This window comes from Tenacibaculum xiamenense, assembly GCF_964513065.1.
In the GTDB taxonomy this organism is placed as follows: domain Bacteria; phylum Bacteroidota; class Bacteroidia; order Flavobacteriales; family Flavobacteriaceae; genus Polaribacter; species Polaribacter xiamenense.
In genome coordinates this window covers 93,108-109,386 of the sequence record NZ_CAZEQU010000030.1, presented here as the reverse complement: position 1 = coordinate 109,386, position 16,279 = coordinate 93,108, and the positions used below count along the sequence as shown (strand labels likewise).

Sequence of the window (16,279 nt, the reverse complement as noted above, 5' to 3'; positions counted from 1 at the left end):
TAAGAAAATCAAATTAATCTGTTACTATGTCAAAAGACATCCGTATTAAAAAGGGTCTGGATATCAGGCTTGTTGGTGAAGCAGAACAAGTAACTACCGAACTTCCTTTAGGTAGTGTTTTTGCAATTAGACCAGATGATTTTCACGGCGTAATTCCAAAAATTTTAGCAAAAGAAGGTACTGAAGTAAAAGCTGGAGAAGCACTTTTTTATAACAAAAGTGATGAGCGTATGTTATTTCCTAGTCCTGTAAGCGGAAAAGTTTCTGAAATCGTTCGTGGAGCAAGAAGAAAAGTTTTAGCAATTAAAATCACTGCTGATGGAAAGCAGGAATACAAAGATTTTGGTAAAAAAGACGTTGATACAATGTCAGGAGAAGAGGTGAAAAATCACCTTTTTGCTTCTGGATGTTGGCCATTTATCAAACAACGTCCTTATGATGTGGTAGCCAATCCAAATCAAGAACCAAAAGCAATTTTTGTTTCTGCTTATGCAAGTGCACCTCTAGCAGCTGATTACGATTACGCGTTGAAAGGAAAAGAGGCTGAGTTACAAGCAGCTTTAACGGCGTTAACAAAGTTAACATCTGGTAAAGTTCATGTTTCTGTAGCTAAAAGCTCAAATTTATCGCCATTTAACAATGTGAAAGGAGTTGAATTACACAAGGTTTCTGGACCACATCCAATTGGTAATGTAAGTACTCAAATTGCACATATCGATCCTATTAATAAAGGAGAGGTTGTATGGGTTGTTACTCCGCAGGACTTAGTGGTTATTGGAGAGTTGTTATTAACTGGAAACTTCAATATTACAAGAACAGTTGCTTTAGCGGGTTCTAAATTTGAGAAACCTCAGTATGTTACAGCCATTGCAGGAGCACAAGTTAGTGATGTAGTAAAGGGTAATTTAGATTCAGACAACAGTCGTGTTATAAGCGGAAATGTTTTATCGGGAACTCAGGTAGCAGAAGATGGTTTCTTAGGATACTATGACAATCAGTTTACAGCCATTCCTGAAGGTAATGATTATGAACTTTTTGGTTGGAATAAGCCTGTGTTTAACAAGGTTTCAACAACTAGAGCCTTAACATTCTCTTGGTTAAACCCTAAGAAAAAGTATGATTTGAATACTAATACGAATGGTGAACATAGAGCGTTCGTAGTTACTGGATCATATGAAGAGGTATTTCCTTTAGATATATATCCAATGCAATTATTAAAGGCATGTATGTATAAAGACCTTGATGAAATGGAAGGTCTTGGAGCTTACGAAATTGCCCCAGAAGATTTTGCATTAACCGAATTTATTTGTGTTTCAAAACAGCCTCATCAAAAAATCATTCGTGAAGGATTAGATTTAATGAGAGCAGAATTAGGATAAGACATGAGCTTAAAACAAAAATTAGATAATTTAAAACAGAAGTATGAAGGAACTAAAATGGCTCCGCTATTTAATGGTTTCCATACATTCTTATATATGCCAAATGAGACGACTCACGGTGGTACTCATATAAAATCGGCAGATGACCTAAAACGTACAATGAATACTGTAATCATGGCCTTAGTACCATGTTTAATATTCGGTATGTTTAATGCAGGTTATCAACATAATGCAGCAATTAACGGATTTACAGAAGGAATGTCTTTCTTTAGTGGAGATTTCTGGAATCTTGATAATTTTTTAGTTGGACTAGTGAAAATTTTACCATTGGTAATAGTATCGTATGTTGTTGGTTTAGCTATAGAATTTGTATTTTGTATCATTAAAGGTCATGAAATTGAAGAAGGTTACTTAGTAACTGGAATGTTAGTGCCTTTAATTGTTCCTGTTGATTTACCACTTTGGATGCTTGCAGTTGCAGTTGCATTTGGAGTAGTAATAGGTAAAGAGGTTTTTGGAGGAACAGGAATGAATATCTTAAACCCAGCATTGACTATCCGTGCTTTCTTATTCTTTGCATATCCAACATGGATGTCAGGAGATAAAGTATGGGTACATGGAGCAGATCCTCGTGTTGGTATGTTAGGTCAAGATGGAATACCTGACGCAATTTCTGGAGAAACTATCTTAGGAAGTCTAGCCCAATCTCAACCTTTAAATTATTCAGTTTCTGATATGTTCTTTGGATTTATTCCAGGTTCAGTAGGAGAAACTTCTACCTTGTTAATTTTATTAGGAGCATTATTCTTAATCTTTGCCAAAATCGGTAGCTGGAGAATTATGCTTTCATCTGTAATTGGAGCTTTAGTAATGGGATTCATCTTCAACCAAGTGGTAGATATGGGATGGATTACTGAAACTAGTAAGTTCTACGGATTAATGAGTTTGGATTTCTGGAAACACTTAATGATTGGAGGTTTTGCTTTTGGTGCAGTTTACATGGCTACTGATCCAGTAACAGCTGCTCAAACTACCAAAGGGAAATGGATATATGGATTCTTAATTGGATTTATCTCAATTATGATTAGAGTATTCAACCCTGCATATCCAGAAGGAGTAATGTTAGCAATCTTGTTAATGAATGTTTTCGCTCCAACAATTGATCACTACGTGGTTCAAGGAAATGTGAAGAAAAGATTAAAACGTTTAAAAGCTAAAACTGCCTAATTATGAGTAAAAAGACAGATAGTAATGGATATACGCTAATATTTGCCATAGGTATGGTATTAGTAGTAGGGGCGTTATTAGCTTTTACAGCATCGTCTCTTAGCCCAATGATTCAAAAAAACAGAGAGATTGAAAAGCAGCAGAATATTTTGTATGCTATGGGGGTAAATGAAAATGATGAAACTAGTGCAGTTTTTATTTCAAAAGATAAAGTTGGAGGCGAGTTTTCAAAATATATTAAAAGGCAACTTGTTATTGAAGGGGCTGATGTTAAAGAAAGCAATGAAGCTTATTTAATTGACGTTAAAAAAGAGCAAGCAAATGCTAAAGATGGTAAAACAAGAAGATTACCGTTGTTTATTGGAGAAAAAGAAGGTAAAACTTTTTATATAGCTCCAATTAGAGGTAAAGGTCTTTGGGATGCTATTTGGGGATATGTTGCCATGGATAAAAACATGGTGGTTCAAGGAGTATTCTTTGATCACAAAGGTGAAACTCCAGGTTTAGGAGCAAACATCAAGCAACGTTTCTTTATGGATGATTTTACAGGTGAAGATTTAATGAGTAATGGTGTATTTAAAGGAATCACTGTTTCTAAATCGAATGCTGATCCTAAGAATGAAGATAAAAATGATAATGAGGTTGATGCAATTGCTGGAGCAACAATTACTGGTGACGGTGTAGCTGCAATGATTAAATCAGAGTTAGCATTATATGTACCTTACTTTAAAACATTAAAATAGTTATGGGATTATTATCAAAAAAAGATATAGCGTTAATAAAAGATCCATTAGCGGATAACAACCCAATTACAATTCAGGTATTAGGTATATGTTCTGCTTTGGCAATTACTGCAGAATTAAAGGCGTCAATCGTAATGTCTATTTCTGTATTGTTTGTACTTGGAGTAGGAAATGTTGTTATTTCTTTAATGAGAAATATCATTCCTTCTAAAATTAGAATTATTGTACAGTTAATCGTTGTAGCAGCTTTAGTAATTATCGTTGATCAAGTGCTAAAAGCTTTTGCGTACGAGTTAAGTAAAACACTATCGGTATTCGTAGGGTTAATTATTACAAACTGTATTATTATGGGACGTTTTGAGGCATTTGCTTTAGGAAACGGACCTTGGAAATCGTTTTTAGATGGTATAGGAAATGCTTTAGGATACGCAGTAATATTAATTATTGTAGGATTCTTTAGAGAATTATTAGGTTCTGGTACGTTATTAGGATTTAAAGTATTAGGTGATCCAATTGAAAAAACTGGATTGTATGCTTTAGGATACGAGAACAATGGATTCATGTTACTTTCTCCAATGGCATTAATTGTAGTTGGAATTATAATTTGGATACAACGTAGTAGAAACAAAGCATTAATTGAAGATTAATCAATAACAGTGTTTCAATTATCAATAAACAATGATCATTGATAACTGACCACTGATAACTGAAGAAATATGGAACATTTAGAATTATTTTTCAAGTCGATATTCATAGATAACATGGTATTCGCAACCTTCTTAGGGATGTGTTCTTACCTTGCTGTATCTAAAAAAGTATCTACGGCTGTTGGTTTAGGAGCTGCAGTAATTTTCGTATTAGCTGTAACTGTACCGGTAAACTGGTTGTTAGATCAATATATATTAAAACCTGGAGCGTTGGTTTGGTTAGGATCAGAATATGCTGATTATGACTTAAGTTTCTTATCATTTATCATGTTCATTGCAACTATTGCAACTATGGTACAATTAGTAGAAATTATAGTTGAAAAATTTGCACCTGCCTTATATAACTCTTTAGGTATTTTCTTACCGCTAATCGCAGTAAACTGTGCGATTTTAGGAGGATCATTATTTATGCAGTCTCGTGAAATTCCAACTTTAGGGCTTTCATTAGTGTATGGTATTGGTTCCGGTATCGGTTGGTTCTTGGCGATTTTAGCAATTGCTGCTATTCGTGAGAAAATCCGTTATTCACAAGTACCTCCTGCATTAAGAGGTTTAGGAATAACCTTTATTACCACTGGTTTAATGGCTATTGGTTTTATGAGTTTTGGAGGAATGCTTACTGGAGGAGATGACGCTGGTAAGAAAGAAGAAAGTGCAGCTACTGAAGTTATTGAAACTGTAAAAGAAGATGTAGTGGAAGTAAAGGCAGTTGATAAAGAGGAAGAGGCTAAAGCAGCGTCGAAAGAATTAGCTAATAATACAAAAGAAATAACAGAATAATGATAGCATTAGCAGCAAGTACAGGAGGAACAGTACTAATTACAGTTATAGCATTCTTAGTATTAACATTGTTATTAGTAGCTTTATTATTATTTGTAAAGCAAAAGTTGGCACCGTCTGGTCCTGTGAAGATTACGGTAAATGGTGATAAAACTATTGAAGTAGCTTCAGGAGGAACATTGTTATCAACTTTAGGAAACGAAAAAATATTTTTACCATCTGCATGTGGTGGTGGTGGATCTTGTATTCAGTGTGAGTGTCACGTTCATACTGGTGGAGGTGAAGCTTTACCAACAGAAACACCACACTTTACAAGAAAAGAGTTACAACATGGTGCTCGTTTAGCTTGTCAGGTAAAAGTAAAACAAGATATGGAAATCTCTATCCCAGAAGAGATTTTTGGAATTAAGAAGTGGGAAGCAGTTGTTGTACGTAACTACAATGTAGCTTCTTTCATTAAAGAGTTTGTAGTTGAAATCCCAGAGGACATGAACTATAAAGCTGGAGGGTATATTCAAATTGAAATTCCTAAATGTGAAGTAAAATTCGCAGATATGGATATTACAGCACACCCTGAAGAGCACGAGACTCCGGATAAATTCCAAATGGAATGGGATAAGTTCGGATTATGGCCATTAGTAATGAAGAATGATGAGTTAGTAGAAAGAGCTTACTCTATGGCTTCTTACCCAGCAGAAGGAAGAGAAATCATGTTAAATGTTCGTATTGCTACTCCACCATGGGATAGAGCTAAAAACGGATGGATGGATGTAAATCCAGGGATCGCTTCTTCATATGTATTCTCGCGTAAGAAAGGTGATAAGGTAACAATCTCTGGACCTTATGGAGAGTTCTTTATCAATGAATCTGAAGCAGAAATGTTATACGTAGGTGGAGGAGCAGGAATGGCACCAATGCGTTCTCATTTATACCACTTATTCAAAACATTAAGAACAGGGAGAAAAGTTTCTTATTGGTACGGAGGTCGTTCTAAACGTGAGTTATTCTACTTAGAGCACTTCTGGGCATTAGAGAAGGAATTCCCTAACTTTAAATTCCACATCGCATTATCTGAACCGTTAGAGGAAGATAACTGGAAAGTAAAAGAAAACATTGATGCAGAAGGAGATGGATTTGTAGGGTTTGTTCATAACTGTGTTATCGAGCAATACTTAAGCAAACATGACGCTCCTGAAGATATTGAGCTTTACTTCTGTGGACCACCATTAATGAATAAAGCCGTTCAAAAAATGGGAGAAGATTTTGGTATTCCAGATGAAAATATTCGTTTCGACGATTTCGGAGGATAAAATCTTACCAATTTATAATATTAAAAACCGATGCATTGCAAAATGCATCGGTTTTTTTGCTTCATACAAATTGTATTTTTTTATACAAAAGCGCAAGAAAACGTAAAATCTAAAAATACTCAATTTGTTATATTTCCAAACAATGTGTTTTAATTTTGCCTAATACAGTCTGTTGTGTTTTTTTTAAAACAAAATATATATCTAAATAACAAAAAAGCAAGTTAGTGGCTTACTATCAGTAAGTCAATGACTTACCGATTTTAATTTTTAAGTTTTTAAATTTATATACTATTAACAATAAAAAAATTAGTTTATGAATTTAAGTATTTTAAGAAAACCGCAATTGTCTTTATTTTTATCTTTTTTGATCTTATTTGTTTCATGTGAACAATATGATACTGACCTTTTAGGAGTCAGTCAAAAGTTTAATTATGAAATGTTTAATAAATTTAAGGAGGTCAAATTGAATAATAACGATTTATACAATAATTTGATGGAGAAAGCGTCAGGTAAATTTTCAGGTTATGATAAATTTAGCGCTGTTATTAAGGAAGTCAATAGAGAAATGAACACAGATTTTAACTTCCAGATGAGCTTATCAGAAATATCAATTTTAATGACAACTTTGATTATGACGAGATTATGAAGATAAGTTTAGAAAAAGGATTCATGAGTAAATCTCAAATTGATTTAACTAATACATTTACTAATGATTTAAAAGAAGTCGGTATAGACAAAGCCATTAATAATTATGAAAATAAAGTTTTAAAAATGAAACTATCGAATGACGAATTTTCTAAACATAATGCTTTTATAAATGGGATAAAAAGTGTAAATTATCAAAATCCTGATTTATTTAAAGGTAATTTTGAACTTCAATCCAGAAGTGCTTGGAGATGTGCCTTAGCCGTAGTAGCGATGACTGCTGCAATTGCAAGTGTAGGGTCTTGTATATCTATTGTAGCTTGTGGAGTTGCGTATTTATTAGTTGTAAATGCAGGGTATGGAATAGCAGATAATTGTTAAATTTAAATAAAATATTATGTTTGCAATACCTAAAAAAATCCTTTTAATTATATCCATTATAATGGGGTTAATATCTGGTTTTTTATATCAAAAAGTTAATTGGGTTAATGTTTTTGAAGGAAAAAACTTAATGAAAGAGCTACATTTGGCAACTCTATTTTTCTGCTTAGGTTTATATTATATCTATGCTTATGTTGTTCAACATAAAAAAGAGAGTAAGAGTAATTGATAAAATATTTATTTAGTTTTTATTATTTAAATATATTGACAATATAAAAAGCGCACAACCTTGGTTTTGCGCTTTTTGATTTATATCATAAGGGGGCTAATTGTTTCGAATTAAAGTCTTGAATTAGGCAATTTTATCTTATTTTCTGTTTTATCTACGTAACATAAACATAACAATTTGAAAACTTTTTGGTAACCTTATAAAAGGTATATTGGTGTTAAGTGAAATATTAAGCCAAACTAATAAATAGGTCAAAGTATTTAAACCTTAATTGTTTTGAGGAATCAATATTAGAGTTTCTTCGAATAAATAAGGATAATAGTTTAGTGGGGGTAAAAACTAATAAATATGAATTGTCCAAATTGCCAATTTCAACAAGTCAGAAGGGAAAAGAGATCAATGCTGCAACGACTCATAGTTTCGAGTAAAAAATATAAATGTTATCACTGTCGGATTACATTTTTGTATGTAGGAATTATAAATAAGAAATTTAAACTAAGATCATAAGAAAGAAACTTTATCTTTCTAAAAAATAGAAACCGTACCTTTGTGCAAATTTTAGATTGAATGGTTTCTTTTCAAGATTTAGATTTATCGAATCCATTGCGTAATGCAATAGAAGAGCTCGAATTGGTAAATCCAACACCAATCCAACAACAGGCGTTTCCAGTGGTACGTTCTGGGAAGGATATGGTCGGAATTGCACAAACAGGTACAGGTAAAACATTTGCTTATCTTTTACCTATTTTAAGAGATTTAAAATTCTCTAAACAACAACATCCTAGAGTTTTAATTTTAGTGCCAACAAGAGAATTGGTTGTTCAAGTTGTTGATGAGATCGAAAAATTAGCAAAGTATATCACGCTACGTGTTATTGGAGTTTATGGAGGTGTAAATTTAAATCGACATAAAGAAGCAGTAGCACAGGGTTCTGATGTTTTAGTGGCAACACCTGGACGTTTGTATGATTTAGCATTAAGTAATGTTCTTAAGTTAAAATCGATACAAAAGTTGGTTATTGATGAAGTCGATGTGATGCTTGATTTAGGGTTTCGATTCCAATTACTGAATATTTTCGATTTATTACCTCAGAGAAGGCAAAACATTATGTTTTCCGCTACGATGACAGCAGATGTAGAGGCTTTGATTGATGATTATTTTATAGCGCCTAAAAAGATTGCAATTGCAGTTAGCGGTACTCCTCTTGAGAATATCGATCAAACTGCTTATAATGTGCCGAACTTTTATACGAAGATGAACTTGTTGAATGATTTATTATTTGACAAATCTGAGTTTAGTAAAGTATTGGTGTTCGCTCCAAATAAAAGAAATGCTGATAGGATTTTTAATCTAATAGAAGAGGAGTTTCCAGGCCAAGTATGTGTAATTCACTCGAATAAAACCCAAAACTATCGTTTACGATCGATTGAGGAATTCAACAATGGAAATCATAGAATTTTAATTGCGACTGATGTTATCGCAAGAGGTTTAGATTTGCATGAAATTTCACATGTTGTCAATTTTAACCCTACGCAGTACCCAGAAAATTACATGCATAGAATTGGTAGAACGGGTAGGGCAGAGAAAAAAGGAAAATCAATCCTATTTGCAACTGAAAAAGAGCAAGAAGCTAAGAAGAGTATTGAAGAATTGATGAATTTTGAAATACCCATGGTTGACATTCCTGAGAGAGTTGAGATTTCAAAGCAATTAACAGAGGAAGAAAGACCAAAAGAAGATAGGCAACAATCTGCAAATAGAACTTCACAAGAATATGTACCAGGAGAGGCTTTTCATGAGAAAAAAGCTAAAAATAAAAAGGTAAATCTAGGAGGTTCATATCGTAGAGAGATTACGAAAAAATATAAAAAGCCAAAAACTAGAGGAGACAAAAACTTTAATAAACGTAATAAGAAGCGAAAATAATGGAAGTGCTTACCGAACAAGAACTGCATAATTTAGGGATGAATATAGCTGGGAAAGAGCTACAAAAAATGGGGTATGAGTTTGTTGCAGTTAATAGTACTTTAAAGAAACATCCGCAATTTGTGTTGTTTAAAAAAGGAGAGCCTACAATTTTCGTTTTAGTAAAAGTTACGGGTAATATCCAAACACCTCAAGAGTACGATGTTTTATGGATGGAAACCTTTAAAGAACATGCAAAAAAACAAAATGCTAAGGTTTGGTTTGCTGGAATTGGAATAGCAAATGCAGAAAGTACAGAGCTTCCTGTGTTTAAAAACAAGCCTTATTATCTTGCTTTTGAAGGCTTTACAGAGGTTTTGTAAGCTTTTTTTAGACCAGTTGTTCTATTTTTAAGCTTTTTTATAGTCTAATTAATACCATTTATATAGAATTCCCTTCCGAAAATACAAAACAGCACAAAACATAGTGATTTTCAGTGCTTTATGTGCTAAATTTGTAATTGGGAATTTTAATATAAATAAGATGGGAAAAAAACTACTTAAGGGGATTCAGAATCTTTTCAAAAATGTATCATTAATTTTAGCTGAATTTGGTAAAGGCGCGGGATACGCAATCAATCACTAAAATATCAAATAAAAGATTTTGAAGAAAAACACTCGTTTTTAAGAAAAGGCGAGTGTTTTTTTATTAGCTTTATTTTATGAAAAAACTTCTAGCAGAAATTAGGAAGTGTAAGATCTGTATTGAACATATTGATCCTAGACCAGTTGTTTTTGCGAGCGAAAAATCTAAAATATTAATTGTCGGTCAGGCACCTGGAACAAAAGTTCATGCATCTGGGATACCATGGGATGATGCCAGTGGTAAACAATTGAGAAAATGGTTGAATGTTTCTAATGACGATTTTTACGATACTTCAAATTTCGGAATCGTACCCATGGGGTTTTGCTACCCTGGTAAAGGTAAATCAGGAGATTTACCTCCAAGAAAGGAATGCGCGCCTCAATGGCACTTACCATTACTTGAAAAAATGCCAGACCTAGAGTTAATACTTCTCATTGGAATGTATGCCCAAAACTATTACCTTAAAAATAAGGCAAAAAGAACACTGACAGAAACGGTAAATCACTATGAGGAGTACTTACCCAAACATTTTGTTTTACCACATCCTTCGCCCAGAAATAGATTTTGGCTATCTAAAAACCCATGGTTTGAAGAACATGTTGTTCCTGATTTACAAAAAAGAGTTCATCAAATCATCTTAGAAAACTAATTATTTCATTTTGTTAAAGGTCAGTTTAATGAGCCTCTAACCAATTTTGCCCAATTCCCATTTCTACATCAAGTGGAACAGAAAGTTTAAAGGCATTTTCCATTTCTTCTTTAATAATCGGTTTAATGATTTCTAATTCATCTTTGTGCGCATCAAATACCAATTCATCATGCACTTGTAATAGCATTTTCGATTTGAAATTCTCTTTATTAAATCGATTATGAATATTAATCATAGCTAACTTAATAATATCTGCAGCACTTCCTTGAATAGGAGCGTTTACCGCATTCCTTTCAGCAGCACCACGAACAATAGCATTTCGAGAGTTAATATCTTTTAAGTAACGCCTTCTGTTTAATACAGTTTCAACATATCCATTTTCTCTTGCAAAGTCTACTTGTTTGGATATGAAATTTCTGAGTTTAGGATAGGTTTCATAATAAGCTTCAATAAGAGCTTTAGCTTCTTTTCTATCTAAACTGGTTTGATTACTCAATCCAAAAGCAGAAACACCATAAATAATTCCGAAGTTTACCGTTTTAGCATTACTTCTTTGTTCACGCGTTACCTCGTCAATTGATACTTTAAAAACCTTTGAAGCAGTCGAAGCATGAATATCTTCTCCATTTTTAAAAGCTTCAATCATTGTTTCCTCTTCGCTTAATGCCGCAATAATTCTTAATTCAATTTGGCTATAGTCCGCTGCAAGTAAAACATAATCACTATTCTTTGGAACAAAAGCTTTTCTAATTTCTTGACCTCGCTTCGTTCTAATAGGAATGTTTTGTAAGTTAGGGTTATTAGAACTTAATCTTCCTGTAGCAGCTACAGCTTGCGCATACACAGTATGAACCCTTCCCGTTTTAGGGTTTACTTCAGTCGGTAGGGCATCAACGTAAGTGCTTTGTAATTTTTTATACTGACGGTATAAAAGTATATCGGCTACAATTTGGTGATCATTAGCTAAGTATGATAACACATCTTCAGCTGTAGAGTATTGCCCTGTTTTTGTTTTTTTCGGCTTGTCGACTAATTTTAGTTTTTCAAAAAGAATAGGACCAAGCTGCTTAGGAGAAGCAATATTGAATTCTTCACCGGCTTGTTCGTAAATGCGTTGCTCCAATTCTTTAATGTCAGTTGAGAGATCTCCTGAAAGAGATTTTAAGAAATCAGTATTTAAATTAATACCCTCAATTTCCATAGCGGTAAGTACAGATACCATTGGAGTTTCAACATCTTTGAATAACTTGGTAACATTTCCACTTTCAAGTTCTTTGGTGAAATGTTCTTTTAATTGATATGTGATATCGGCATCTTCAACGGCATATTCACTTTGTCTATCTAGAGCAACATCTCTCATAGATAGTTGATTCTTCCCTTTCTTACCAATAAGTTCCGTTATGGAAACAGGTTGGTAATTTAGATAGGTTTCAGCTAAAACATCCATGTTATGTCTCATGTCAGGATTAATTAAATAATGAGCAATCATGGTATCGAATAAGTTTCCTTTTACAACTATGTTATAGTTTGAAAGTACTTTAATATCATACTTTATATTATGTCCTATTTTTTCGATCTTTTCGTTTTCGAAGAATGGTATAAATTCGTTGATTATCTCTTGAACTTCCTCTTGATTTTCTGGAAGCACTAAATAATAACCTTTCCCAACCTCCCATGAAAAAGCAATTCCAATAAGCTCTACTTCCAGAGCTTTTAATCCAGTAGTTTCCGTATCGAAACAAACCGATGTTTGTTGCAATAGTTTTGAAAGTAATAACTTTCTACTTAAAGGAGTATTAATAACTTGGTATAGATGATTGGTATTATCAATAGTTTTGTACCCATTAATACTTTCATTATCGTTTGATTGAGCACTACCGCTTCCTGGAGTGGCAAATAAATCAAATTGTTGCGGGTTAGTTTTGGTAGAAGATTTAGGCGAATTTTCCGTTTGAGATTCACCATTCGAAACAGCAAAAGTCTTTTTAAAATTATCCGCCATTCTTCTGAACTCCAAATCATCAAAAATTTCTATAGTTTTTTGAATGTCTGGTTGCTCGAAAATAAGTTTATCTTCCTCCAACTCAACAGGAACATCTAACATGATTGTAGCCAGTTTCTTAGAAAGTAAACCTAACTCTTTATTAGCTTCAACTTTCTCTTTCATTTTTCCCTTCAACTCGTGCGTGTGTTCAAACAAACCTTCCATACTACCATAAGCAGCTAGGAATTTTTTCGCAGTTTTTTCACCAACACCAGGTAAACCAGGAATATTATCAACAGAGTCTCCCATCATACCTAAGAAGTCAATTACTTGCTCGGGTCTTTCTATTTCAAACTTTGCTTTTACCTCTTCAATACCCCATTTTTCATATCCATTCCCCATTCTTGGCGGACGAAACATAAAAATATGTTCTGAAACTAATTGGGCATAATCCTTATCTGGAGTTACCATATAGGTATCTAGTCCTGTTTGTTCTGCTTTTTTAGCTAAAGTTCCAATAATATCATCGGCCTCATATCCTTCCTTAACAATAACAGGAATTTTCATTGCTTCTAATATTTTTTCTATATAAGGAACTGCTATTTTAATTGCTTCCGGAGTTTCTAGCCTATTAGCTTTATATTCTGGAAAAACTTCAACTCTATCAACACTCCCTCCTTTATCAAAACATACAGCTAAATAATCAGGTTTTTCCCTTTTTATAACATCTAACAAAGAGTTTGTAAAACCTAAAATAGCAGACGTGTCAAGTCCTTTTGAATTAATTCTTGGGTTTTTTATAAAAGCATAATAACCTCTGAATATTAAAGCATATGCATCAAGTAAAAAAAGTCGTTTTCTGTTTGCCATTTTCTGAAAGAGTCTTTTAAATTAAGTGCAATTATAAATACATGTTTACAAGTATAATGTATTAGGATCGCAGCAGGTAAAATTACAAAACTTTAACAAGAAGTTAAAAATTGATTTTTTTTAATAAGTGTATCTTTACCTGTTATTTAAATCGAAATTATGCCTCGTTGGTTATTTGCGCTGTTGGTTATATCGGCATTAATTATTGTTTTTGAAGTATACGCATTTCAAACAATTAAAATGCTAGTTAAAAGTAAAATTATTCGCTATGGATGGCTTTTGTTAGGAGCACTAGCCTATATTAATTTCTTCTATGTCATATTAAGTTCTGATAGAAGTTCAGGGCAAACAAGACAGTTTCAATGGGCTTTTGGATTACTGCTATTGGTTTTACTTCCTAAATTAATTATGTTGATTTTCATGCTGGGAGAAGACATTGTAAGGTGGGGGCAAAAAGGGATTTCCTACTTTTCTTCTGGTGAAACGAAGAGTTTAGGAGGGAGAAGAAAATTTGTATCTCAACTAGCTTTAGGTTTAGCTTCACTTCCTTTTGCTGGTATTTTATATGGTATTTTTAAAGGGAAATACAATTATAAAGTCATCAAATATCAGTTAACTTTTAAAGATTTACCTGATGCTTTTGATGGATTTAAAATTACTCAGATTACCGATATTCACTCGGGAAGTTTCGATAATAAAGAGAAAATAGCGTATGGCGTTGATCTAATTAATAAGCAAAATTCAGATATCATACTTTTTACAGGAGATATTGTAAACAATTTTGCGAGTGAAATGGACGATTGGATTCCTGTGTTCTCTGAATTAAAAGCTCCTATGGGGAAGTTTTCCATTTTAGGGAACCACGATTACGGAGATTATTCTGAATGGAAAAATAAGGAGGAGAAACAGGCTAACTTCGACGCGATAAAAAACATTCATCCTAGAATAGGTTTTGATTTATTATTAAATGAGAATAGGTATATCGAAAAAGATGGAGAGAAGATAGCTTTGGTTGGTGTTGAAAACTGGGGTAAAGGTTTTAACAAAGCGGGTGATCTTAAAAAGGCTTCAGAAGGAGTAAAAAAGGAAGATTTTAAAATTTTAATGAGTCATGATCCAAGTCATTGGGAATACAAAGTAAAAAATGACGAATTTAATTATCACCTTACCTTAAGTGGGCATACGCATGGACTTCAGTTTGGAATTGAAATCCCAGGATTTTTCAGATGGAGCCCTTCTCAATATGTGTATAAACAATGGGCTGGTTTATATGAAGAATTTGGAAGATATATAAATGTAAATAGAGGCTTTGGGTACCATGCTTTTCCTGGTAGAGTTGGAATTTGGCCTGAAATTTCAGTGATAGAGTTGAAAAAAGCGTGAGATTAACTGATTTTATTAGGGATATCACATTATTAATAATAAAAATTCGTATTTTTAAGCAGTTTATAGAAAAATATTGTTTTTATGACAAAATTTGGCGAAATAATAAGCATCGACAAACCCGTATTAATTGACTTTTATGCGGATTGGAGTGACTCTGAACCTAGTTTAGAGACCTTGAGAGATGTAGCGGCTGCTCTAGGAGATAAGGCCAAGGTTATTAAGATTGACATTAGAAAAAATGAAATCTTAGCTGAAGCATTGCGTGTAAAAGGTAACCCTACTTTTATGATTTATAAAAATGGGGAAATGAAGTGGCGCCAGACAGGTGAACAAGATGCTAATACACTTATAGGTCTAGTACAACAATATTTTTAGAGAATAATCTCTTTTTGACTTATACTTCAACGAAGAACGTATTTTTATGTTTCTTATATGCGTTAAAAATATTTTTTAAAGCAAGTTCATAGTCTTTAAGACTTTTCCCTTTGTTTTTGGAATAATCTATAATTGCTTCTGAGGCTTTTTTAGCACAATATATGGCATTTGAAATACCATGTGATGAGATTGGGCTAAATGCTAATGCAGCATCACCTATGGCAAGCCAGTTTTTACCAACAAGGTATTCAGGAATTGAAGAGTTTGCTTGCTTACCAATAATTTTAAAGTTTCCTGATTGAGGTAAACATTTCTTTAATAGTTGAGTTTTAGAAAGTAATTCATGCCAATGAGTAAAGGAACGAAAACGTTGAATATCCGCATTTTTTTCTGAAGTATATAAAGTTACAATTCTTGTGGTTTCATTTAGGTCAGAAACAGTTCCCCAACCTTCCGAAAAAGACTCGGTGAAAAAGCCATATTTTAAACGGGGACCAAATATTGGTAAGTAGCAGATAAAGGCAATTGAATAGTCATGGTGTATTGTTTTAACACCTAGCTTTTTCAACAGAATTCTTTGTCTACCGGTGGCGTCTATAACGAAGTTACTTTTAATGTTAATTTCATTGTTCATAGAATTAATAGTTGAGTGAACAATATGATTTTTAGTTTCTGTTTTGTTTAAATAGGCATCATTGATTATTCTATTTTTTAATTGGGTTTCTAATGATTTAAGCAAGGAGGTTTTATTGATTTTTAGACCATAATTATAACTTGAATGTGAATCAGTAAAAAAAAACTGATCAGTATAATTACCCTTCCATAACGATTCATAACCATATGTTTTGCTGGAGTTCGTTTCAAACGTTTTTAGTAAATTAAACTTAGAAAGAATCTCTAATGTTGAAGGTGGTATCGTTTCTGCTAAAATCGGATTTGAAGGCTTCGATTTATTGACAATTATAGAGTCGATGTCATGTTGTTTTAGGAATAAACTTAATAAGAGTCCTGAGATTCCTTTGCCTATTATTAGAACGTCTGTTTTCATTAATTTGCTAGCAATT

Annotated in this window: 15 protein-coding genes; 13 read left to right on the top strand and 2 right to left on the bottom strand. The window is 33.0% G+C overall.

The window, feature by feature from the left end; translation table 11 throughout:
• Positions 1-26 precede the first annotated feature (26 nt).
• From ACKTTV_RS10555 to ACKTTV_RS10505, 11 genes are all read left to right on the top strand, one after another.
• Entirely contained in the window at positions 27-1,379 is a 1,353-nt protein-coding gene (locus tag ACKTTV_RS10555) for a Na(+)-translocating NADH-quinone reductase subunit A (RefSeq protein WP_408030808.1), read from the top strand.
• Between the two features lie 3 nt (positions 1,380-1,382).
• Positions 1,383-2,606, top strand: coding sequence for an NADH:ubiquinone reductase (Na(+)-transporting) subunit B (locus ACKTTV_RS10550; protein WP_408030807.1), 1,224 nt, complete (start codon positions 1,383-1,385; stop codon positions 2,604-2,606).
• A 2-nt stretch (positions 2,607-2,608) separates the two neighbouring features.
• On the top strand, positions 2,609-3,349 hold the full coding sequence (locus tag ACKTTV_RS10545; RefSeq protein WP_408030806.1) for a Na(+)-translocating NADH-quinone reductase subunit C: 741 nt from the start codon (positions 2,609-2,611) through the stop codon (positions 3,347-3,349).
• A gap of 2 nt (positions 3,350-3,351) precedes the next feature.
• Positions 3,352-3,996 carry an NADH:ubiquinone reductase (Na(+)-transporting) subunit D gene (locus ACKTTV_RS10540; protein ID WP_408030805.1) on the top strand — a complete coding sequence of 215 codons (645 nt, stop codon included), beginning with the start codon at positions 3,352-3,354 and terminating at the stop codon, positions 3,994-3,996.
• A 69-nt stretch (positions 3,997-4,065) separates the two neighbouring features.
• Positions 4,066-4,836, top strand: coding sequence for an NADH:ubiquinone reductase (Na(+)-transporting) subunit E (nqrE, locus tag ACKTTV_RS10535; RefSeq protein WP_408030804.1), 771 nt, complete (start codon positions 4,066-4,068; stop codon positions 4,834-4,836).
• Positions 4,837-4,838: 2 nt separating this feature from the next.
• On the top strand, positions 4,839-6,146 hold the full coding sequence (nqrF, locus tag ACKTTV_RS10530) for an NADH:ubiquinone reductase (Na(+)-transporting) subunit F (RefSeq protein WP_408030915.1): 1,308 nt from the start codon (positions 4,839-4,841) through the stop codon (positions 6,144-6,146).
• Positions 6,147-6,582: 436 nt separating this feature from the next.
• On the top strand, positions 6,583-6,792 hold the full coding sequence (locus tag ACKTTV_RS10525; RefSeq protein ID WP_408030803.1) for a hypothetical protein: 210 nt from the start codon (positions 6,583-6,585) through the stop codon (positions 6,790-6,792).
• Positions 6,789-7,172, top strand: coding sequence for a hypothetical protein (locus ACKTTV_RS10520; protein ID WP_408030802.1), 384 nt, complete (start codon positions 6,789-6,791; stop codon positions 7,170-7,172). Before ACKTTV_RS10525 ends, ACKTTV_RS10520 begins: the two co-directional genes overlap by 4 nt.
• Positions 7,173-7,968: 796 nt before the next feature.
• Positions 7,969-9,327: a DEAD/DEAH box helicase gene (locus ACKTTV_RS10515; RefSeq protein ID WP_408030801.1), complete on the top strand. Its 1,359-nt coding sequence runs from the start codon at positions 7,969-7,971 to the stop codon at positions 9,325-9,327.
• Positions 9,327-9,689, top strand: a complete 363-nt coding sequence (locus tag ACKTTV_RS10510; protein ID WP_408030800.1) for a Na(+)-translocating NADH-quinone reductase subunit F — start codon at positions 9,327-9,329, stop codon at positions 9,687-9,689. The genes ACKTTV_RS10515 and ACKTTV_RS10510 overlap by 1 nt, the downstream gene beginning before the upstream one ends.
• A 338-nt stretch (positions 9,690-10,027) precedes the next feature.
• On the top strand, positions 10,028-10,600 hold the full coding sequence (locus tag ACKTTV_RS10505) for a uracil-DNA glycosylase family protein (RefSeq protein WP_408030799.1): 573 nt from the start codon (positions 10,028-10,030) through the stop codon (positions 10,598-10,600).
• Positions 10,601-10,625: 25 nt separating this feature from the next.
• Here the strand turns inward: ACKTTV_RS10505 and polA are convergent, their stop codons facing one another.
• Positions 10,626-13,454: a DNA polymerase I gene (gene polA, locus ACKTTV_RS10500; RefSeq protein WP_408030798.1), complete on the bottom strand. Its 2,829-nt coding sequence runs from the start codon at positions 13,452-13,454 to the stop codon at positions 10,626-10,628.
• Positions 13,455-13,613: 159 nt separating this feature from the next.
• Between polA and ACKTTV_RS10495 the strand changes: the two genes are divergently transcribed.
• Both ACKTTV_RS10495 and ACKTTV_RS10490 read left to right on the top strand, forming a co-directional pair.
• On the top strand, positions 13,614-14,837 hold the full coding sequence (locus ACKTTV_RS10495; protein WP_408030797.1) for a metallophosphoesterase: 1,224 nt from the start codon (positions 13,614-13,616) through the stop codon (positions 14,835-14,837).
• An 84-nt stretch (positions 14,838-14,921) separates the two neighbouring features.
• A complete protein-coding gene (locus ACKTTV_RS10490; protein WP_408030796.1) occupies positions 14,922-15,215 on the top strand; it encodes a thioredoxin family protein in 294 nt (97 codons plus the stop codon).
• 19 nt (positions 15,216-15,234) lie between these two features.
• Here the strand turns inward: ACKTTV_RS10490 and ACKTTV_RS10485 are convergent, their stop codons facing one another.
• Positions 15,235-16,263, bottom strand: coding sequence for an NAD(P)/FAD-dependent oxidoreductase (locus ACKTTV_RS10485; RefSeq protein ID WP_408030795.1), 1,029 nt, complete (start codon positions 16,261-16,263; stop codon positions 15,235-15,237).
• Positions 16,264-16,279 lie beyond the last annotated feature (16 nt).